Consider the following 17,072-nt stretch of genomic DNA (forward strand, 5'->3'; position numbering starts at 1 on the left):
TGCAGGAATGTCGTTCGGCCCGTTCACCAGCTGCTTGATACTTGGCTGTCCCCAAACCCTATGCCGGACTTGCTCGGCAGGAAAGGCCTCGGGGCGCGAAGGTCCAGGAGGGCCCCCTCCGTAGCACGGCCGGGCTTACCGCCGGGAAGTCTTGAGCCAACCTTGAGGATTTGCGGTCCCCGGGCTTGATGGGGGCGATGGATAGTTTGCTGGTGCCTGGGCGGCGTTTTGAAGTGGGCGCCACCAGGCATTCCTGCTTTTCCGGCGCGCGGCGGCCGTCGATCAGGGCTCGAGCCGCCTGCGCAGGAGGCAGAATTCGTTCCCTTCGGGGTCCTGCAGGACGTGCCACTGCTCGTCGCCGGCCTGCCCCACGTCCGCCGGCCGTGCGCCGAGGGCCAGCAGCCGTTCCAGCTCGGCGTCCTGGTCCCGGTCCACGGGGTTGACGTCGATGTGCAGCGGAAGCCTCCCCACCCGCGGGTTGCTGCTGGGGCTCAGGATGATCGTGGGCTGCAGTCCGCCGAACCCGGCTTCCGGCCCGATCTCAATCGCCCCGTCCTCCCTGTCCAGCTCCACATAACCAAGGACTTCACTCCAGAACCGCGCGAGCAGTTCCGGGTTGGTGCAGTTCAGGACCAGTTCACTGATGCGGCATGACATAGTGCCAGTGTAAGGACCGTGTGGTGCTACGACGCGGATCTTCCTCCTCGACCCGCCTCTTCCCCGCGGCGGCCCACAGCCACCTTCGACCCGCTTCTCCTTCTTCGACTCGCGCATTCCCTTGCGCGGCCCACATTCCAGGAGCGTCGCGGACGATGTTTGTCGGAGAAGCATTTGCGCGTCGCCAGAATCCCGGGAACCAGCTCGGCGGGAGACGGTGCCACTGCATGGGGGGATGCAGCGGCACCTTCTTCCGCCGAGCTGGCAAGAGGAAAGCTCAGGCGCAATAGATCTTCTTGTTTCCCGTGCCGATCTCCAGGCCCACCTTCACATACGCGGTGGCCTGGGCACCGCCTGCGAATGTGGCCACAATCCTGACCGTCGCCGGGGTGGTGGTGACCTGGGTAAAAATCGTGGAGTCTCCGAAGAGCGATACGCTCCCGGAAGTACCGAACGGGCCGGCCAGGTCCGAACTTGCCCCGTAGACCCCGTTGGTTCCGGCTGCCGAGAAGGTGAGCTTCGTTGGAGGCTCGGAGAATCCCGAGTATGCCAGGGATACGTACTTGTTCGCGTTGTCTACGTTGCTGCACACGGGGGTGTTGAACACAGGTGGGGACCAGGTTCCGGATGCGGTGACGGTCATGGTCGCGGTCGCGCTTTGCTGCCAGAGTGCGGACGCCGAGGCGGCGCCGGCACCGAGCAGCACCGTGAGCACGAAGGCCCCGACGGCGAGCGCCGCGCCTGGAAGGGTCCGGAACCGTGCCATCTACGCAGCCTCCGCAGCCGGCTCATCGCCCTTACGGGTCTTGCGGAGGGACGTGTACACCGTGATGGCTCCATAGCCGATCAGCGCCACCGCTGCGATCACCGTCCATGTGCCACGGCCTGAGTTCCCCAGGAAGTTCGCCACGAAACCCACGTACGGGACGGCGTAGAACAGCTTGCCCTTGACCTGGATGGCGCGGACCGGTTCTGGATCGTTGGCTCCGTTGTTGTCACCCTTGGTGATCAGGGTCTTTTCGCCCTGCTGGGTGGAACCGAAGCCGACAACCCGGTGCGTTTCCACGTCCGGCCGGCCCGAATAGAGCTGGAAGGTGACGACGTCGCCGTACTTGAGTTCGTCAAACGGCGCGGGCTTCATCACCATGAACGTTCCCGGCGGGTACTTCTGGACCATGGACTTGGTGAGGATCGTGTAGGTCTGCGAACCCGTCGCCACCGGCACCACAATCAGGACGAGGGCGGCGAACAGTGCCACCAGCATGGCGGCCATGCTCAGGAAGCGTCCGACGGCGGCCCAGGCGGCTTTGCGCCCGCGTGCCGGCTTTGGCGCGGCTGCCGGAGATTCGGGTTCGGTGGCTCCGCCGAGAAGGCGTTCGGTCAGGTCAGCAGCCACTGGGCACCCCGCAGAGTTGACGTGCGGTGAGTGGAAGGGAGATCGTCACTGCTTGTCCTTTCACTGTTGACGGGGCGCCGGAGGCGAGGCTGACCTGGAAGCAGAAGACGGTGGACGCGCCTTTGCCCACCGTGGGCGAGACGAGGCCGCTGGTGCCGATCTGCGCGTAGCCGGTGCTGGAGCTGCATTCCGTCGAGGAAACGGCGGTCTTCGCGCTCACGATGATGTAGGTGGCAAGGACTCCGCCGTTGAGGTTCGCCACGCTCGGCGGCCCTACGGTGCTTGCGGTGTTGAACTGGCCGCCGGCGTTGGTGTTGTTGGTGACCACCACCCCGCCGTAGACCGAGGTTCCCGGCCCCAAGGTCCCTGCCGGAGACAAGGTCAGGTTCGCCGAGGTCTTCCCGTCCGCGAGCGTCATGTTGGTCGTCGTGCCGGTGTTGACCGCCTGCAGCGTCGTATCGAATGACGCCGACGTGATGGTGCCCGGAGTTGCCGATGCCACGGCATTCCAGAGTGCGTAGGTTCCCTGCACCGTGAACAGGCCCAGGACCACTGCGAAGGCGACCAAAGCTGCCGTCTGCAGCCTGCGCTTCGTGCGCATGGTCCCCTCCTGGTTGTCGTCCTGTTGCCTGATCACCAAGCGGGTGGCTGTTCAGCCACCCGCCTGGTCAAACTAGGCTCCTGCGGGAAGGACCTGCGACAGCGTGTAGCTAACGTTTCCGAGGTTGTATTCCTTAGTGACGTCACTCCGGCCGGTGGTGGCGCCTTTGAATTCGAAAACAGTTGTGGCCGTAACAGTCTGGGTCGCGCTGCCTGTCACCGGCTTCAGGACGGTGGTGGACGTAACGTCACCCGCGCCGTTAGAGAGCTTGAGCGGTGAAACGGTGACGTTGTCGCTCGTGAACGTGCTGGCCGGAACGTTGGCGAGAACTACGTTGGCTGCCATTTTGTCGCCTACCAGCGTCACCGTCAGGTCCTGCGAGTAGGTGAGTTTGTCGCCCGGCACAATTTTATAGGTGTTGATGTCGATCGGGTTGTTGTTCCGATCCTTCCAGACACCCGTACCTGCCTTGACGTTCAGGTCACCGGCGGCGATCGTGCCAGGCGTGGCGGTGTCGACCGCGTTCCACGCGGCCAGGGTACCCCCGCCGCCCAGCAGCAGTGCAGCGCCGACGGCGATAGCGGCAGTTCCCTTAACCAGAGTGCTGTTCTTCATGATGTCCCCTCAGACTTTGTGGTGTTCGTTCCTTTTGTCTAACTGGGGACCACTTTGCACGCCCAACCTCAGGAAGCGAGGGGGTAAAGAGTCAACAAATCCTCAAGGTATTTGAAAGTTCAACCGAGGCCTGACCTGCGCTTCTACCCCAAATGCCGCCCTCGGCGCCTCGCCTGCCGGGGCACCGCGGCAGCTACTGTTGCCGGCCCAGTTCGGCGCCAAGAATGTCCAGTGCGTTGGTACGCATGGCACTGAACGCCTGGTCCGGCCGCAGACCTGCCACATCCCTCAGCCATACGTAAGGTTCAATCCCGGCAACAGCCCTAAGCCGCACGGCCAGGCCGACGGTGTCGATTCCGGATCCGTTGGATTCCAGCGGCGCCAGGGCGTCGCCGTACCAGCCCACGGCGCGTCCGCCGCGCAGGGTGGGCCGGGCAGCGCCGGGAGTCAGGGACAGCCGCAAGGACGCGCGCAGCTGCGGTTCCCAGGCGCGGATGAACTCGAAGTGCGCGTCCAGGGTGCGTTCCAGGCGGGCACGGATGTCCGACGGCGGATCCTCACCTAGCAGCGACCCCAGCCCGGTTTCGGGGAGGGCCGCGTGCAGGAGGGCCTCCTTGTCCGGGAAGTAGCGGTAGGCAGTGGTCCGGGATATACCGGCAATGGCGGCGACTTCCGCAACCGACGGATCCTGCCCGTCCTTCAAGAGGTCCCGGAGCGAAGACACCAGCTCTTCACGGGTGCGCGACTTCTGCCGGGTCCTTCCGGTCTCCAGATATTTTTCATTGTGGCGTACGGACACAAGACTTATGATACAGACGTACCGTTATGGTACGGATGTCCCATAAAATACTCATTGAGGGGTTTCCCGTGGCCGATCCCATTGCAGTGAATCCGCAGCACTACCGGCTCGTCTTCGAAAACGACCGGGTCCGCGTCCTCGAGTACAGCGACGGCCCGGGAGACACCACCGGCACCCATTCCCACCCTGACAGCGTGATGGTGACGCTCAGTTCCTTCACCCGCCGCCTCCGTTCAGGAGACCGGGAAGCGGATGTGGAGCTGCGGGCAGGGCAGGCCCGCTGGCTCGACGCGCAGGAACATTCCGGGACGAATACCGGCTCCACGCCTACACACTGCCTCTTTATCGAGCTGAAGGAGCCACATGTGGAGAGCCCCGGCCAGGATGAGCCGGCAACCCAGGCCGCCCACCTTGGCCCCGCTGATTCCTAGCTGCCGGACAGCCCCCCGGGCCGGTCCCCTGCCAGCAGCAGCCGGCACCACGCATCGGCCAGCCATTCGGCGAACTGCCCAGGCGCCCACCCGCGCTGGCCCACCAGCAGCACCCAGTACTCGGGACCGTTCATACTCCAGACAACATCGGCAAGTTCAGCGGCCGGGCGGTCCGTCCGCAGCTCGCCGGTGGCGGCAAGGTCCTCCACGAACTTAAGCATGTTGGCGGCCCGCCGTTCGGAGATCTCGGTCCAGAGCGCTGCGCAGTCGGGATCGCTGCCCGCGGCGTCGCGAAGGGCCAGATAAACCGGCGCCAGGCGGGGCTGGATGCCGGCCAGCGCGTGCGCATAGATAGAAATTTTCCGGGCCGCCCCGCTCGCCTCCCGCAGGCGGATCACATAGTCCCGTTGTTCAGCGGGCACAGCCTGGCCGGTGCCCGAGATGGCCGTTTCCACCACTTCACGCATGAGGTCCGGCTTCCGCCCGATGGTGGCATAGATGGTGTCGACGGCGACTCCGGCCCGCCGCGCAATGCCCGCCACGGTGGTGGACCGGTACCCCTCCCCCACGAAGAGTTCGCGGGCGGCAACCAGCACTGCCTCGCGGGTGGCGGCCGCCTGCTCCTTCCGCCGGGGCGAGTGGTAGCGGCGGGCGGGGGCATTGACTTCACTCATTGGCGGGCCTAGCCTTATTTCATCCGAATACTGTTCGGATGAATTGTAGCAGGAAGCCCCGGACCGCAGGGCACTGACACAGCGCACCGCGTCAACGCAACGGAACAGGGGCGGAAGGGCAGGGCACCATGTCAGAGCACTTCGACACCGTAGTGATAGGCGGCGGCCAGGCAGGCCTGGCCATGGGCTACCACTTGTCCCGCGCCAGGCGTTCGTTCGTGATCCTCGATGAGAACCCACGGACCGGAGACAGCTGGCGCACCCGCTGGGACTCCCTCAGGCTCTTCACCCCTGCCCGGTACGACGCCCTTCCCGGCAGCCGCTATCCCGCCGCGCCCTGGTCCTACCCGTCGCGTGAAGAATTCGCCAACTACCTCAGCAGCTATGCGCAGACGTTCCACCTGCCCGTCAGGAACAATCGCAGGGTCACCCGCCTCAGCCACAACGGAAACAGTTTCACCATCGAAACTGACGGCCAAAACCTGGCGGCAGACAACGTGGTGGTCGCCCCCGGCTGGGACCGCAAGCCAAAAGTGCCGGCCTTCGCTGACCAGCTCAGCCCGGATATCAGGCAGCTCACGGCGGGCACCTATAAGGGCCCAAGGGACCTGGCAGCAGGCCCCGTCCTGGTGGTCGGGGCAGGCAACTCCGGAGCCGACGTCGCGCTTGAACTCGCGTCCACCCACAAGGTTTATTTTTCGGGGCGGCACCCGGGCCAGATCCCCTGGCCCATCGACGCCGTGGCGGCCCGCCCGCTCACCCTCGCCGTCTTCTTCGCCTTCTCACACATCGTGAACCTCAACACGCCCGCCGGACGGAAAGCCCGGCCGCACATCCTCGCCCACAGCGGGCCGTTGGTCCGGGTGAAAGACCGTGACCTGGTGCGTGCCGGCGTCGAACGTGTCCCCAGGACGGAAGGCGCCAAAGACGGCCGCCCACAGCTCGCGGACGGCAGAACGCTTGAAATTACCAACGTCATTTGGTGCACCGGTTTCCGGCCGGACCTGGCGTGGATTGACCTGCCGGTGACCGGCCCGGACGGGGAGCCGAAGCAGGTCCGCGGCGTAGCCAAACCGCAGGGGCTGTATTTCCTGGGCGCCACCTTCCAGCAGTCGCTGGCGTCCTCGATGGTGAACGGCGTGGGCAGGGATGCGGCCTTCATCGCCCGGCATATCGCCGCAAGAGCGCCGCGGCCAGCAAATGCACTGGGCAACGCGGCCGCCACAGTCAGGCCGGAAGGTTCAGCTGCTCCACAATGATGCGGGCGGTGGCGGGGTCGCCAAGGATACGGAAATGCCCCGCCACCGGCAGCTCAATGTTGGTGGCCCCGGGCAGGACGCTCCCCTCCGGAATGTGTGGATCGAACGGCCCATACAGGGAAGTGATGCGGCTGTTAATGGTCTGCTCGCGCGACATCTGGAGGGTCAGGGCGTTCCGCGGCGAGAAGATCCGCAGGCTGGGAAGCAGCATGTAACGGGCGTAGCGCGAGCCGGAAAACGGCGAGCACACAGCGATCATCCGGTCGATCCGGTGTTCGGGATCCAGGGACAGCATGGTGTACTTGCCGATCAGGCCGCCCTTGCTGTGCGCCACCAGGATGGCATCGCGCAACCCCGCCTCCTCAAGGTGCTGCGCCACCAGCTTGGCGCCGTCCGGCACCTTCAGTTTGTTGCGCTGGAGCACCGTGACCACATGCACCGGGTGCCCGGCGTCGTGGATGGCCTGGATAAGCGGCATCATGAACTGCCAGTTTTCGTACACGCCGGGAATGATCACCACGGGTGCGCGGGTCCCGTTGCGGAAGGACGCCGGCTGCACGCGCGAGAAGAATCCGCGGACCTGCCAGACCGCGGCGTACACGTAGTCCTGCGCCCACCACACAGCCTTCTGCAGCGGACTGATGCGGGCAGCGGCGCCGGGATCACTCATGAGTCGAGAATAGCCGCGCCGCGCGCCCTACCCACCAACAGGCCGCGCCAACACGCCCTGTTGCCCTATCAGATCTGGTCGCCAAAGCCCCGGCTTAGGGACCATATCTGATGGAGCAACTAGTAGTTGCGGCGGTGCTTCAGGCGGGGAATCACGACGGCGAACACGGCCGCCGCCGCGAACCCCAGGACACCCGTGGCGGCGATGCCCGGGCCCAGGGAGGCAAGCGCGGTCACCCCGGAGAGGAGGACTGGTCCCCCGGTGGACCCGGCGTCGGCCATGAACCGCCAGAGGCCCAGGAACTGCCCGCGGCCGCGGTCCGGCGAGAAATCGGCACCGAGGGTCATCACCAGTCCGGAGCTGATGCCGTTGCCAAACCCGATCAGCAGCGCGGCCAGCAGCAACCCCACGAAGGACCCTGTCAGCGGGATCAGGAGCAGGGCGGTCCCCATGAGCAGCGTGGAGGGTACGGCCACCCACTGCCGGCCCTTGCGGTCCATGAGCTTTCCGGCCGGGTAGAACACCAGCATGTCGATAGCGCCGGACAGCCCGTAGATCAGGGAGGCGGAGGTGGCGTCCATGCCCAGATGGTCGGACCAGAGCGGGATCACCACCTGCCGGGAGGACCGCAGCGCGCTGAGCAGCAGGATGCCCACCCCCAGCGAAAGGAACACGCCCGCATGGGACACCGCAACGCTGCGGAGCGTGGGCTGGGGCCCGGCGTCCGCACCCGTGCGTACCTCCGGCGTCGTTAGGTCCGGGATGGTGAGGGACAGCAGGGCGGCGGCCGCCATGGCCACCACGCCCACCCAGTAGGCGCCGGCGATGCCGAAGAACTGCATCACCGCCGCCCCCGCAAACGGGCCGATGAACACTCCGATCCGGTTCACGCCGCCCAGCGTGGACAGCGCGCGGGCACGGAACGCCACGGGCACCGCCTCGGTGAGGTATTTTTGCCGCGCCAGGCCAAACACTGCTCCGGACATCCCGACGACGGTCATCGCCACGGCGAGCAGCCACAGTCCGTTCGGTGCCAGTGAGGACGTGGCGGCGGCCGCCAGGGCCAGGCCGGCGGCGACGGCGGCCCCCACGATGGACCAGCGTTCACCGAAGCGCAGGGTCACCAGGGACGCGGGCAGGTTGAAGAACCAGGACCCCAGCCCGATCAATGTGACGATCAGCGCTGCCACCGCCACCGAGGCACCAAGGTCGCGGGCGGACAACGCCACCACCGGCAGGATGGCACCCTGCCCGATTCCGAAAAGCAAGGTGGGGCCGAAGGCGGCCACTGCAATGCTGCGCAGGTTGAAGGGCTCGGGGTCGTCCGGGGAAGTCATCAGATTTATCCTATGGCCGCCCGATCCGGACCTCCCGCATTGGCAGGGGTGCCAGGAGTTTCCGGGGCCGCCCTGATGGGCCTGCGGTTCGGCCGGCCTTCAGCGTGCCCGCGGCTCCAGCCCGGCAAGGGCGCGGAACAGGTTTACCAGTTCCACGACGGCACCGATGATCGAGCCCACGATTCCGAGGACCAGGAAGACACGCACCAGGATGGGCCAGCCGGACCAGGCGGTGCCGAAGTCGAAAGGGAAGACGTCCCAGAGGCACAGCATGGCGGCCACCCCGATGCCCATGACCACAAGGTTTCCCAGTGCCAGCAGCGCCCTGGAGCGGATCAGCACGCACACGAGGTTCACTACGATGCCGGCGATCAACGAGGCATTGATCAGGTCCAGGGCCCTTGCCATGTCCGCCGTCAGGAACGGCAGCACCCGCCACCCGGGCCAGATGTTGATCCCGTACAGCAGCAGGGCGTTGATGATCGCGGAGCCTATGCTGCCGCTGCGGCCAGCACTGGTCCTGTTTGCCATCGCCACCCTCCTCACCGGTTGCCTGGCTACCCCTCCGCAGCGCCCCTAATCCGGCATCGGTTGCTTCGTACCGGTCGTTTTTACAGCGCTCAAAACGGCAGATACCCAGCAATCGATGCAGGGAGGGGGCTGTTGGGCGCCAGCGGACGTGCAACCAGAGTCGCGCAGGGCGTGCGACGGCGGGAAGTGCCGAAGGTCCCACGGGCGCCGGCGGGAGCCGGGCCGGGAGAATGATGCCGGGGAATCAGCAGCCCGCCAGCGGTTCATCGGCCTTGCCGTCCGCCGCGGCGTTCACCAGTTCTTCTGCAACAAAATGCAGCTTGGTATTGGTGTGCTGGCTCCTGGTGGCCAGGACCTGGAACGCCGCCGGCCCGTCCACACCCCGCAGCGCCATGACAACGCCCTTGGCCTGCTCGATCAGGGCCTTGTGTCCGTAGGCCCCCTCGATGGCCTCCTCTGCCGCATGCTGGGACTCGATCCGCAGGCTCTGGGTCACATCCACCATGAACCCGCGGACGTACCCGACGTGGCCCGTAGGATCGGCAATGGCCTGGACTGCGGAAACAACGCGCCGCTCCTTGCCGCGCACGTCAATGACCCGGTGGCGGAGCGCGCCTTGGCCGCCGCCGTCCAGCAGATTTTCCCAGAGGGCGCGGACAGGCTCCCGGTCCAGCGGATGCTTGTGGGCCATGAAGAGTTCCAGGGTGGGCACCACCTCGCCTGGCTTGAGGCCGTGGATGCCGAACACCGGCTTTTGGCGCGGCAGGCCCCGTAAAAATGCGGGGGTCACAAGTTGCCCGCGAAGGAGTAGCGTTCGCCTTATGGGGCGCCGATGATCTGCGCCCACAGCCAAGGGGAGGTCATTTCATGGGTGAAGTGTGGATCCGCACGCTGGGCAACGGGTTGGTCCGGGCAGACCGGGTCACGGAAATTTCATCCACCCGGGGGTCCCTTCACGAGGACAGCGGGTATTCATTGAAAGTCATCGTGGACGGCAAGGGCCACGTGCTGATCGACGACGGCGGTCTGGAGGGTTCGCTGCCCGAGCGGCTGGAATACGCCAGGCACATGGAAGACGCCCTGCTGCTGGCTATCGACGAGGCGCGCGAGAGCGACCCGTCCATGGTGATCTCATACGAGCCGGAACGCGAGCGCTGGTCCTCAGCACCGGTTTCGGTCTTAACGGGAAGGCTCCCCGAAGTCGTCTGACCTGGGGAGCCATCGCGCTGCACAGCATTAAGTCGCGCTGCACAGCCTCTAGTTGTGTGTCGGCTCCTCCACGAGGGCTGTGGCGATGCTGGCGGCGTCCTCCAGGGCGGCCAGGAAGCGCTCGGCGTCAAGGGCTGCCGCGCAGCCGGTGCCTGCTGCGGTGATGGCCTGCCGGTAGCGGTGGTCCACGGCATCGCCGCAGGCGAAGACGCCGGGCAGGTTGGTGCACGTAGTGGGCGCGTCCACCTTGATGTAGCCTTCGTCGTCCAGGTCCACCTGACCGGCCACCAGGTCGGTGCGGGGCAGGTGGCCGATGGCCACGAAGATGCCGGTGGCGTCCTGGTGCCGGGTTTCGCCGGTACGGGTGTCCGTCAGGGTCACGCCGCTGACCTTGCCGTCGCCGTGGATGGCCGTCACGGCGGAGTTCCAGGCGAAGCGGATCTTGGGATTGTCCTTGGCTCGCTGGGCCATGATCCGGGAGGCGCGGAGCTCACCCTTGCGGACCACGACGGTAACAGACTTTCCGAAGCGGGTCAGGAAGGTTGCTTCCTCCATGGCGGAGTCGCCGCCGCCCACCACGATGATGTCCTGCTCGCGGAAGAAGAACCCGTCGCAGGTGGCGCACCAGGAGACGCCGTGGCCGCTGAACTTTTTCTCCTCAGGCAGGCCGAGTTCCTTGTAGGCGGAGCCGGTGGCCAGGATGACGGCCTGGGCCTCGTACGTCTCCCCCGCTCCGGTGACCACGCGCTTGACCGGACCTTTCAGGTCGACGGACGTGGCGTCGTCGTACTCTATGCGCGCGCCGAACTTTTCCGCCTGCTGCTGCAGCCCGTCCATCAGCTCCGGGCCCTGGACGCCGCCGGGGAAGCCCGGGAAGTTTTCCACCTCGGTGGTGTTCATCAGGGCGCCGCCGGCGGTCACGGATCCTGCCAGCACCAGGGGGTTCAATCCGGCGCGGGCGGCGTAGATGGCGGCGGTGTAGCCGGAGGGGCCTGAGCCGATAATGATCAGCTGTTCTTTGCTCATTGCGTGTCCTTCGGGGGCGGTGCGGAAGAGGCGTGCCTTGATCTCATCACGGAATGGCACGGCAGGGCCAACGCCGGCGTCGATGTAACAAACGTCACTGTGTTGCGCACATCACATTGGTTGCCTAATCTGGTTGAGGCTTAAGCAAATAGGTCATGCAAGAAGCTGCAGCGTCGCAGCCAATGCCGGGGAAGGCTTTACATCTTGAACTCTAAGCTGAACATCGTGGTCCGGGTCGATCTGGACCACAGCAAGGCCCAGGTGATTGCAAAGGGGCATATCACCATCCACAGCGTCAACGCCCTCTATGTAGTTGCAAAGCGTGCCAACTCCCTCAGGGGAGGCCTGGACCTGGAGCTTGATATCTCTGGCGCCTGGGTGGATGCGGAGGCGCTGGAAATGCTCCACGCCTCGTCCGAAACGAGGCAGCTGCCCGCGAGGATCGATCCCGACCAGGCACCCTGCACCATCAGCGTGCTGGCTGGCCGCCGACATCCGCGCACCGCGCCGGTACGGCTGGCTGCCTAAAACTCCCGGCCGCTCGCCGCGCCCACAATTCGGGCCAGAGCAGGCCGCCACCGCTTTTCTTCCGCTTCCAACAGCCCGAAGTGCAGCTGCATCTGAACATACGGATGGCTGCACTTCGGGCTGTCAGGAGCTTTCCGGACTTTGCCCGGGACCTACAGCAACCCGGTGCCGCCGGCGAGGACGTCCTGGAGTTCCGCCGCGCTCAGGCCGGCGGCCCTGCCCAGGGCTTCCCCTTCGGCACCTCGCTTCGAAGCGCTCCTGACGGCGTTCTCGAACTGCTCCTGGGCCGTGTCAAGTTCCCACTGAAGGCTCTCCACCCTGGCTGATGCCAGCCGGACGGATTCCAGCGGGTCACCGGCTGGCGCACTGTCCATGGTGTAGCCGCAGGTGCAGGACCATTCGGATGAGGCGAGCTCGAGGGGCGCCCACCCCAACGATGCGATGGGGACGGGTCCGGCGGTCATGGCCACGCCGCAGTGGAAAGGCGCGGCCGGCTCATCAAGGTCCACAGGCCCGCCAGGCTCCTCCGGCAGCGCGGGGGCTGCGGGCTCCCCCGGCTCCATCGGTGCCAGCTGGAGCTGGAAATCGTCATGGGCCTGGACAGGGATCGATTGTTCCGCTGCCTGAGGTTCAAGTACTGCAGTCATGCGATCCCGCCATCCGATAGTTATCAAACAATGTAGCTAGTCTAACTAGGATTACCGTCTTGTCTACCGGAGTCCGGCAACCGGGCTCGATTCCACGGCATCCACCGCTTCACGCATGCGCAGCAGGAAGTTCATGACGGCAGTGATTTCCTCCGGCGTGAGCGACTCGGCGGCCTCCAGCATGCGCTTGTGCAGCTGGTTGAGGTTGTGCCGCACCTCATCGTCGGCTCCCGGGGTGGGCCGAAGGATGACGGCACGCCGGTCGGAGGGGTGGGGTTCGCGGATCACGTGGCCGGCAGCGACCAGGCGGTCCACGAGGCCGGTCATCGACGCGGAGGTAATACCCAGGCGGGCAGCGAGCTGCGAGGGCCGAATGCCAACACCCGCCGCTTCCGCATCGATCAGGTACCGAAGTGCCAGGAGGTCGGTCTCCCCCATCGCGGCCGAGGAGCGGGTGCGCCGTCTCATGGCGCTCTCCGACGTCCGGAACTCCCGCAAAGCATTGATCACGTCGACGGCTCCGGGCCGGTCACCCCCGGCAGGTGGGTACCAGTAGCTTTCGCCTGCACCATGCGGGTTCATGCGAATTCCTTCGATATCCTACTTGCTTGGCCGTCTAACAAACCCATGGTAGCCCACTTGCCGCCCGCCCACCTCCCCGCAAAAGAAACGAACAGGTATCTCCGAGGGCTCCGGGGGAAAAGTAGAGTACCGGCTACTCGTGCCGCGCCCCGGCCCGGACCAATAGGTTTTTGTGCAATCCCCGGCAGCACGGCCTTGGGGTAATGGCAGATGGGGGTGCGGGGTGGCTGATGGCCCGGCGAACAATGAGGGGCCCGATCGGCAGGGGTTCCTGCTGGACCTGATGACCGGGGCTGACGACGAGGCGGCATCCCTGCAAAAGCTTGCGTACGCCTCCGCCCGCTGGCTCAGCAGCACGGCAGGAACCGGGGTTGAGTGTGCTGCGGTGCTGTACCGGCAGCGGGGCAGCACCGCCACAGCGGGAAGCACCACGGAGGCGGCAGCCGTTGCAGCCTCCGAAGACGAGTACTCGGACGGCCCGGCCGCGCTGGGCTCCACCCTGGCCGCGCCCACGGTGGTCAGCCAGGCAGGCTCACGCTGGCAGGCCTACCGGAGGCGCTTGCTGGAGCAGGGCTTTGGCGCAGCATTGGTCCTGCCCCTGGAGCTGCATCCGGGGGTCTCGGCCGCCTTGGTGTTCCTGGGCCCGCCCAATCACGTATTCACCCCCAGGGTCACCAGTGAGGCGGCGTGGTTCGGCGGGGTGGCATCGCGCAGCCTGAAACTGGCCCTGGACGTCCACGGCGTGATCCGCGCCGGCGACAACCTGAAGCAGGTCCTGGAGAGCCGCACCAGCATCGACGTTGCCTGCGGCGTGATCATGGCGCAGAACCGGTGCTCCTACGCGGAGGCGTTCAGCAGGCTGGCGGGAACGTCGAGGAACCGCAACCTCAAAGTACGCAGCGTGGCAGACAGCATCCTGAAGGCCATGCCCAGCGGCGCACCCCGAACGCGCTTCGAACCCCCGGCGATCGCGTAGCCGGCCGGCCGGGCTACGCCTGGTGCCGCGCCCGTGCCTTGATGAAGCCGGCGGCTACGAGTCCTGCACATCCGAGTGAAGCCAGCATGCCGCCGAGAGCCACGATGTAATCGGTGATGGTCATTGTCCTGCGCTCCTTCCGTACTGCGTGATGGGGCCAAGCTACGCGGCGAAACTCAGTGTTCCCTGAAGAATCGCCAGCAGGTTTGGTCAAGATCCGGTCACGGGGAATGCGGGGATCCACATACTTTTGGTCCTTGATCTTTCGTTTGCGGCGGCTTTCCGTATTATTCATGCATGTGGACTAAACAAAGCCAGAGCTTCTGCCCCACCTGCGGCAGGACCACCAATCACGTCACCCACTTCCAAAAGGACGACGCCGGTTCCCTGGTTGCGGACGTCCGCTGCATTGAGTGCCCGGAGGTCGCCGGAGCGGTTGCCTAGGAGGATTCGGTTCCCGGAGACTGCGGTCCAGGGCGTCCGGCATGGGGACGGACGACGACGAAGATCACCATGGCGGCAGCCTGCACAGCCGTGACGGTAACGGCGAGGGCAAGAGTTGAGTACTCGTAAAGCCACCCGATGAGGAAACTTCCCGCCAGCCACGCGAGGCCGTAGCACGCGGTGAACATCCCGTAGGCGCTCCCCCGGCGGGCAACCGGAGCCAGCCCGGCGACGCCGGCCCGCATGGTGCTTTCCTGGACGCCCATGGCCGCTCCCCACACCAGTACGCCGGCCACGGCCAGCGCCGTGTTGTTGCTTAAACCCAGCCACGGCACCGCAGCCGCCAGGACGGGAAGGACCAGGAGGACTTTCAACCCCACCCGGTCGAAGAGCCAGCCGGAAACCAGTGCGGCGACGGCGTCCACTCCCATGGCTGCCGCATAGAGGACAGGCACCATGGCGGGCGGCAGGAGCCCGGCAGCCACCAGATGGAATGAGAGCAGCCCGAACGTGGCGTAGCCGAACATGGTCAGGCTGCTGAATGCGGCATAGAGCCAGTACTGCCGGGGCATGGCGGCGGCTTTGCCGGACACGGCGCCGGCATCGCCGTGGACAGGGCCGCTTTCGCCGGGAACAGGACCGACGGCCCGGGCGTCGGCCGGCTCGAAGAGGCCAGGGTCAGGGACCCTCCGCCGCAGCCAGAAGAGGATCATCATGGCTACCAGTCCGGGGACAGCCAGCAACAGGAACCCCGGACCGTAGCTGCCCGAAAGGGCCAGTGCCGCCCCCACCAGCAGCGGCCCCAGCAATGCCCCCACCTGGTCCAGGGCCTCATGCAGCGCGAACGCCTTCCCCTGGCCCATCGCGGATCCTGCCTCTGCCAGCATGGTGTCCTTGGCGGGGCTCCGAACCGCCTTGCCCAGCCGCTCCGCCAGGACCAGGAGGCAGGCGATCCACAGCGCATCCGTGAGTCCAAGCAGCGGAACGGAAACGGCCGTCAGGGCGTATCCGCCGATCGCCAGCGCCCACCGCAGCCCGGGATTGTCCGCAAGCCGGCCGAACACCAGGCGGAGGACCAGGGCGACTGCCTCGCCGGCGCCGGTGACAACGCTGACCAGGAGCGCTGACGCGCCCAGCGCGCCCAGGTACGGGCCGGTGACACTGCGGGCGCCCTCGTACACCATGTCCATCAGTGCGCTGATGATCCCGAAGGCCAGGATGAAGCGGATGGCGGTCATGGGCGCCACGGGACCCCTCCCGGCGGCGCTAGCGCTGATGGGCATGCTCCCGGACCTGATTCGCGGTACGGCCGGCCAACGCACCGCTTGGCGTGGCCTCCTTCGGCCCGGCACTGCGGAAGCCGCGGCCCCGGCGGCTTGCGACGCGGCCAGGGGGAACAGTTCCTTCGGGGCGCGTCACGGCCAGGATCACCCCGATTCCGGCGAGGGAGGAGACCATGGCCGAGCCGCCGTAGGAGATGAACGGCAACGGCACGCCAATCACCGGCAGCAGCCCGCTGACCATGGCGATGTTGATGACCGCCTGGCCCAGGATCCAAGTGATGATGCTGCACGCGACGGTCCTGGAGAACGTGTCCGTGGTGCGGGCGATGGTCTTGAACACGGCAATGGCCAGGATGGCGAACAGGCCCAGCACCAGGAGCGACCCGGCAAAACCGAGTTCCTCGCCCAGGATGGAGAAGATGAAGTCGTTGTGGGCTTCCGGGATCCAGTTCCATTTCTGCCGGCTCTGGCCCAGCCCCACGCCGAACCAGCTGCCGGAGGCCAGCGCGTAGGCCCCGTGCTGCGCCTGGTAGCCCATGCCCTGGGCGTCCTCGTCGGAGCCCATGCCCAGCCAGGAGGAGATCCGCCCCATCCTGTTGCCGCTGGTGGCCGCAAGTATCAGGGCCGCCGCCACGCAGATGAGCCCGGCCACGGAGAACACCTTCATCCGCACGCCGCCATAGAACATGGTGGCGGCGAGGATCAGCATGATGATCATGGTGGTCCCCAGGTCATGCCCCAGCGCCACGACGCCCATGATCAGCGCTCCGGCCGGCGCCAGCGGGATGACCGCGTGTTTCCACTGCCCCAGCAGGGCCTGCTTCCGGTCCAGGATGCCGGCGCCCCACACAATCAGCGACAGTTTGGCGAACTCCGAGGGCTGGGCGGTGAAGCCGCCCACGCTCAGCCAGTTCCGGTTGCCGTTCACGGACATGCCCAGCGGCGTGAACACCAGCACCAGGGCGAACAGGGAACCGATCAGCAGCGGCCAGCCCAGCCACCGGATCCGCCGCACGGATGTGCGGGCCAGCGCCAGCATGATCACCACGCCGGCCACGGTCCACATGGCCTGCTTGAGCGGAAGGTCGTACGGGTTGTTTCCTGCGGCCACGGATTCCACCGACGACGCCGATGCCACCTCCACGAGTCCGATCGCCGAGAGCGTGAGGACCACCGCCAGGATCAGCGGGCGGAGGCGTCCCGGGGAGTCGTCCTCCAGCCACACCGCCAGTTTGCCCAGCCCGCGGCGGCCGGGCCGGCCCGTTCCGCGCTGTTTTTGTCCTGTATCCATTTGTCCGTTCCTCAGCCTGCACACCCGGGCTTTCCCACGGCCGGGCCCGTCTACGGGGCGGGTCCCGCCGAGAAGAAAGAGTACGCCCCCGCACCCCGGCCGGGGCGCCGGGACAC

The 17,072-nt window shown here is 66.3% G+C and carries 22 protein-coding genes; 6 read left to right on the forward strand and 16 right to left on the reverse strand.

Annotated features, from left to right (window positions below; all coding sequences use genetic code 11):
* Positions 1–282 precede the first annotated feature (282 nt).
* The 6 genes from NIBR502770_RS13265 to NIBR502770_RS13290 form a co-directional block, all read right to left on the reverse strand.
* The gene (locus tag NIBR502770_RS13265) at positions 283–657 is read right to left on the reverse strand and encodes a VOC family protein (RefSeq protein WP_141159627.1); all 375 of its coding nucleotides are present in this window, start codon (positions 655–657) and stop codon (positions 283–285) included.
* Between the two features lie 277 nt (positions 658–934).
* On the reverse strand, positions 935–1,423 hold the full coding sequence (locus tag NIBR502770_RS13270) for a hypothetical protein (RefSeq protein WP_141182216.1): 489 nt from the start codon (positions 1,421–1,423) through the stop codon (positions 935–937).
* Positions 1,424–2,053: a signal peptidase I gene (locus NIBR502770_RS13275; RefSeq protein ID WP_141182217.1), complete on the reverse strand. Its 630-nt coding sequence runs from the start codon at positions 2,051–2,053 to the stop codon at positions 1,424–1,426.
* Positions 2,043–2,654 (reverse strand): hypothetical protein, encoded by a 612-nt coding sequence (locus NIBR502770_RS13280; RefSeq protein WP_141182218.1) that lies wholly within the window; start codon positions 2,652–2,654, stop codon positions 2,043–2,045. Before NIBR502770_RS13280 ends, NIBR502770_RS13275 begins: the two co-directional genes overlap by 11 nt.
* A gap of 72 nt (positions 2,655–2,726) precedes the next feature.
* Positions 2,727–3,269, reverse strand: a complete 543-nt coding sequence (locus NIBR502770_RS13285; protein WP_141182219.1) for an alternate-type signal peptide domain-containing protein — start codon at positions 3,267–3,269, stop codon at positions 2,727–2,729.
* A 193-nt stretch (positions 3,270–3,462) separates the two neighbouring features.
* Complete coding sequence (locus NIBR502770_RS13290) at positions 3,463–4,068, reverse strand: TetR/AcrR family transcriptional regulator (protein WP_210418864.1); 606 nt, start codon at positions 4,066–4,068, stop codon at positions 3,463–3,465.
* A 68-nt stretch (positions 4,069–4,136) separates the two neighbouring features.
* Here NIBR502770_RS13290 and NIBR502770_RS13295 point away from each other — a divergent pair, with 68 nt between their 5' ends.
* Entirely contained in the window at positions 4,137–4,499 is a 363-nt protein-coding gene (locus NIBR502770_RS13295; RefSeq protein ID WP_210418865.1) for a cytoplasmic protein, read from the forward strand.
* Here NIBR502770_RS13295 and NIBR502770_RS13300 read toward each other — a convergent pair.
* The gene (locus tag NIBR502770_RS13300; protein ID WP_141182221.1) at positions 4,496–5,173 is read right to left on the reverse strand and encodes a TetR/AcrR family transcriptional regulator; all 678 of its coding nucleotides are present in this window, start codon (positions 5,171–5,173) and stop codon (positions 4,496–4,498) included. The two genes, NIBR502770_RS13295 and NIBR502770_RS13300, sit on opposite strands and share 4 nt — an antisense overlap.
* 128 nt (positions 5,174–5,301) lie before the next feature.
* Between NIBR502770_RS13300 and NIBR502770_RS13305 the strand changes: the two genes are divergently transcribed.
* On the forward strand, positions 5,302–6,432 hold the full coding sequence (locus tag NIBR502770_RS13305) for an NAD(P)/FAD-dependent oxidoreductase (protein WP_141182222.1): 1,131 nt from the start codon (positions 5,302–5,304) through the stop codon (positions 6,430–6,432).
* Here NIBR502770_RS13305 and NIBR502770_RS13310 read toward each other — a convergent pair.
* The 4 genes from NIBR502770_RS13310 to NIBR502770_RS13325 all read right to left on the reverse strand — a co-directional run bounded on the left by NIBR502770_RS13310 (position 6,401) and on the right by NIBR502770_RS13325 (position 9,760).
* A complete protein-coding gene (locus NIBR502770_RS13310) occupies positions 6,401–7,102 on the reverse strand; it encodes a triacylglycerol lipase (protein ID WP_141182223.1) in 702 nt (233 codons plus the stop codon). The two genes, NIBR502770_RS13305 and NIBR502770_RS13310, sit on opposite strands and share 32 nt — an antisense overlap.
* Positions 7,103–7,221: 119 nt before the next feature.
* Positions 7,222–8,439: an MFS transporter gene (locus NIBR502770_RS13315; RefSeq protein WP_141159618.1), complete on the reverse strand. Its 1,218-nt coding sequence runs from the start codon at positions 8,437–8,439 to the stop codon at positions 7,222–7,224.
* A 99-nt stretch (positions 8,440–8,538) separates the two neighbouring features.
* On the reverse strand, positions 8,539–8,970 hold the full coding sequence (locus NIBR502770_RS13320; RefSeq protein ID WP_141182224.1) for a hypothetical protein: 432 nt from the start codon (positions 8,968–8,970) through the stop codon (positions 8,539–8,541).
* Between the two features lie 244 nt (positions 8,971–9,214).
* A complete protein-coding gene (locus NIBR502770_RS13325; protein ID WP_246857267.1) occupies positions 9,215–9,760 on the reverse strand; it encodes a PAS and ANTAR domain-containing protein in 546 nt (181 codons plus the stop codon).
* A 77-nt stretch (positions 9,761–9,837) separates the two neighbouring features.
* Between NIBR502770_RS13325 and NIBR502770_RS13330 the strand changes: the two genes are divergently transcribed.
* The gene (locus NIBR502770_RS13330) at positions 9,838–10,179 is read left to right on the forward strand and encodes a hypothetical protein (RefSeq protein WP_141159616.1); all 342 of its coding nucleotides are present in this window, start codon (positions 9,838–9,840) and stop codon (positions 10,177–10,179) included.
* 48 nt (positions 10,180–10,227) lie between these two features.
* Here the strand turns inward: NIBR502770_RS13330 and trxB are convergent, their stop codons facing one another.
* Positions 10,228–11,205, reverse strand: a complete 978-nt coding sequence (trxB, locus tag NIBR502770_RS13335; RefSeq protein WP_141159615.1) for a thioredoxin-disulfide reductase — start codon at positions 11,203–11,205, stop codon at positions 10,228–10,230.
* A 204-nt stretch (positions 11,206–11,409) separates the two neighbouring features.
* On the opposite strand from trxB, the gene NIBR502770_RS13340 reads away from it, so the two are divergent.
* A complete protein-coding gene (locus NIBR502770_RS13340) occupies positions 11,410–11,733 on the forward strand; it encodes a hypothetical protein (protein WP_141182225.1) in 324 nt (107 codons plus the stop codon).
* A gap of 152 nt (positions 11,734–11,885) precedes the next feature.
* On the opposite strand, the gene NIBR502770_RS21540 is transcribed toward NIBR502770_RS13340, so the two are convergent.
* Together NIBR502770_RS21540 and NIBR502770_RS13350 are read right to left on the reverse strand one after the other, a co-directional pair.
* Positions 11,886–12,380 (reverse strand): hypothetical protein, encoded by a 495-nt coding sequence (locus NIBR502770_RS21540; protein ID WP_246857268.1) that lies wholly within the window; start codon positions 12,378–12,380, stop codon positions 11,886–11,888.
* A 63-nt stretch (positions 12,381–12,443) separates the two neighbouring features.
* Positions 12,444–12,962, reverse strand: coding sequence for a MarR family winged helix-turn-helix transcriptional regulator (locus tag NIBR502770_RS13350; protein WP_141159613.1), 519 nt, complete (start codon positions 12,960–12,962; stop codon positions 12,444–12,446).
* A 223-nt stretch (positions 12,963–13,185) separates the two neighbouring features.
* On the opposite strand from NIBR502770_RS13350, the gene NIBR502770_RS13355 reads away from it, so the two are divergent.
* Positions 13,186–13,938 carry an ANTAR domain-containing protein gene (locus NIBR502770_RS13355; RefSeq protein ID WP_141182226.1) on the forward strand — a complete coding sequence of 251 codons (753 nt, stop codon included), beginning with the start codon at positions 13,186–13,188 and terminating at the stop codon, positions 13,936–13,938.
* A 297-nt stretch (positions 13,939–14,235) separates the two neighbouring features.
* A complete protein-coding gene (locus NIBR502770_RS21210; RefSeq protein ID WP_168223169.1) occupies positions 14,236–14,382 on the forward strand; it encodes a hypothetical protein in 147 nt (48 codons plus the stop codon).
* On the opposite strand, the gene NIBR502770_RS13360 is transcribed toward NIBR502770_RS21210, so the two are convergent.
* Both NIBR502770_RS13360 and ftsW read right to left on the reverse strand, forming a co-directional pair.
* Complete coding sequence (locus NIBR502770_RS13360; RefSeq protein ID WP_246857269.1) at positions 14,379–15,665, reverse strand: MFS transporter; 1,287 nt, start codon at positions 15,663–15,665, stop codon at positions 14,379–14,381. The genes NIBR502770_RS21210 and NIBR502770_RS13360 overlap by 4 nt on opposite strands.
* Positions 15,649–16,956, reverse strand: a complete 1,308-nt coding sequence (gene ftsW / locus NIBR502770_RS13365; protein WP_141182227.1) for a putative lipid II flippase FtsW — start codon at positions 16,954–16,956, stop codon at positions 15,649–15,651. Before ftsW ends, NIBR502770_RS13360 begins: the two co-directional genes overlap by 17 nt.
* Positions 16,957–17,072 lie beyond the last annotated feature (116 nt).

The organism is Pseudarthrobacter sp. NIBRBAC000502770, from assembly GCF_006517815.1.
Classification (GTDB): domain Bacteria; phylum Actinomycetota; class Actinomycetes; order Actinomycetales; family Micrococcaceae; genus Arthrobacter; species Arthrobacter niigatensis.

Excerpts from the sequence above, each read along its gene's own strand:
- NIBR502770_RS13265 (WP_141159627.1), bottom strand. The coding sequence starts at position 657 with ATGTCATGCCGCATCAGTGAACTGGTCCTGAACTGCACCAACCCGGAA.
- NIBR502770_RS13270 (WP_141182216.1), bottom strand. The coding sequence starts at position 1,423 with ATGGCACGGTTCCGGACCCTTCCAGGCGCGGCGCTCGCCGTCGGGGCC.
- NIBR502770_RS13280 (WP_141182218.1), bottom strand. The coding sequence starts at position 2,654 with ATGCGCACGAAGCGCAGGCTGCAGACGGCAGCTTTGGTCGCCTTCGCA.
- NIBR502770_RS13285 (WP_141182219.1), bottom strand. The coding sequence starts at position 3,269 with ATGAAGAACAGCACTCTGGTTAAGGGAACTGCCGCTATCGCCGTCGGC.
- NIBR502770_RS13300 (WP_141182221.1), bottom strand. The coding sequence starts at position 5,173 with ATGAGTGAAGTCAATGCCCCCGCCCGCCGCTACCACTCGCCCCGGCGG.
- NIBR502770_RS13305 (WP_141182222.1), top strand. The coding sequence starts at position 5,302 with ATGTCAGAGCACTTCGACACCGTAGTGATAGGCGGCGGCCAGGCAGGC.
- NIBR502770_RS13310 (WP_141182223.1), bottom strand. The coding sequence starts at position 7,102 with ATGAGTGATCCCGGCGCCGCTGCCCGCATCAGTCCGCTGCAGAAGGCT.
- NIBR502770_RS13315 (WP_141159618.1), bottom strand. The coding sequence starts at position 8,439 with ATGACTTCCCCGGACGACCCCGAGCCCTTCAACCTGCGCAGCATTGCA.
- NIBR502770_RS13320 (WP_141182224.1), bottom strand. The coding sequence starts at position 8,970 with ATGGCAAACAGGACCAGTGCTGGCCGCAGCGGCAGCATAGGCTCCGCG.
- NIBR502770_RS13330 (WP_141159616.1), top strand. The coding sequence starts at position 9,838 with ATGGGTGAAGTGTGGATCCGCACGCTGGGCAACGGGTTGGTCCGGGCA.
- trxB (WP_141159615.1), bottom strand. The coding sequence starts at position 11,205 with ATGAGCAAAGAACAGCTGATCATTATCGGCTCAGGCCCCTCCGGCTAC.
- NIBR502770_RS21540 (WP_246857268.1), bottom strand. The coding sequence starts at position 12,380 with ATGACTGCAGTACTTGAACCTCAGGCAGCGGAACAATCGATCCCTGTC.
- NIBR502770_RS13350 (WP_141159613.1), bottom strand. The coding sequence starts at position 12,962 with ATGAACCCGCATGGTGCAGGCGAAAGCTACTGGTACCCACCTGCCGGG.
- NIBR502770_RS21210 (WP_168223169.1), top strand. The coding sequence starts at position 14,236 with ATGTGGACTAAACAAAGCCAGAGCTTCTGCCCCACCTGCGGCAGGACC.
- NIBR502770_RS13360 (WP_246857269.1), bottom strand. The coding sequence starts at position 15,665 with ATGCCCATCAGCGCTAGCGCCGCCGGGAGGGGTCCCGTGGCGCCCATG.
- ftsW (WP_141182227.1), bottom strand. The coding sequence starts at position 16,956 with ATGGATACAGGACAAAAACAGCGCGGAACGGGCCGGCCCGGCCGCCGC.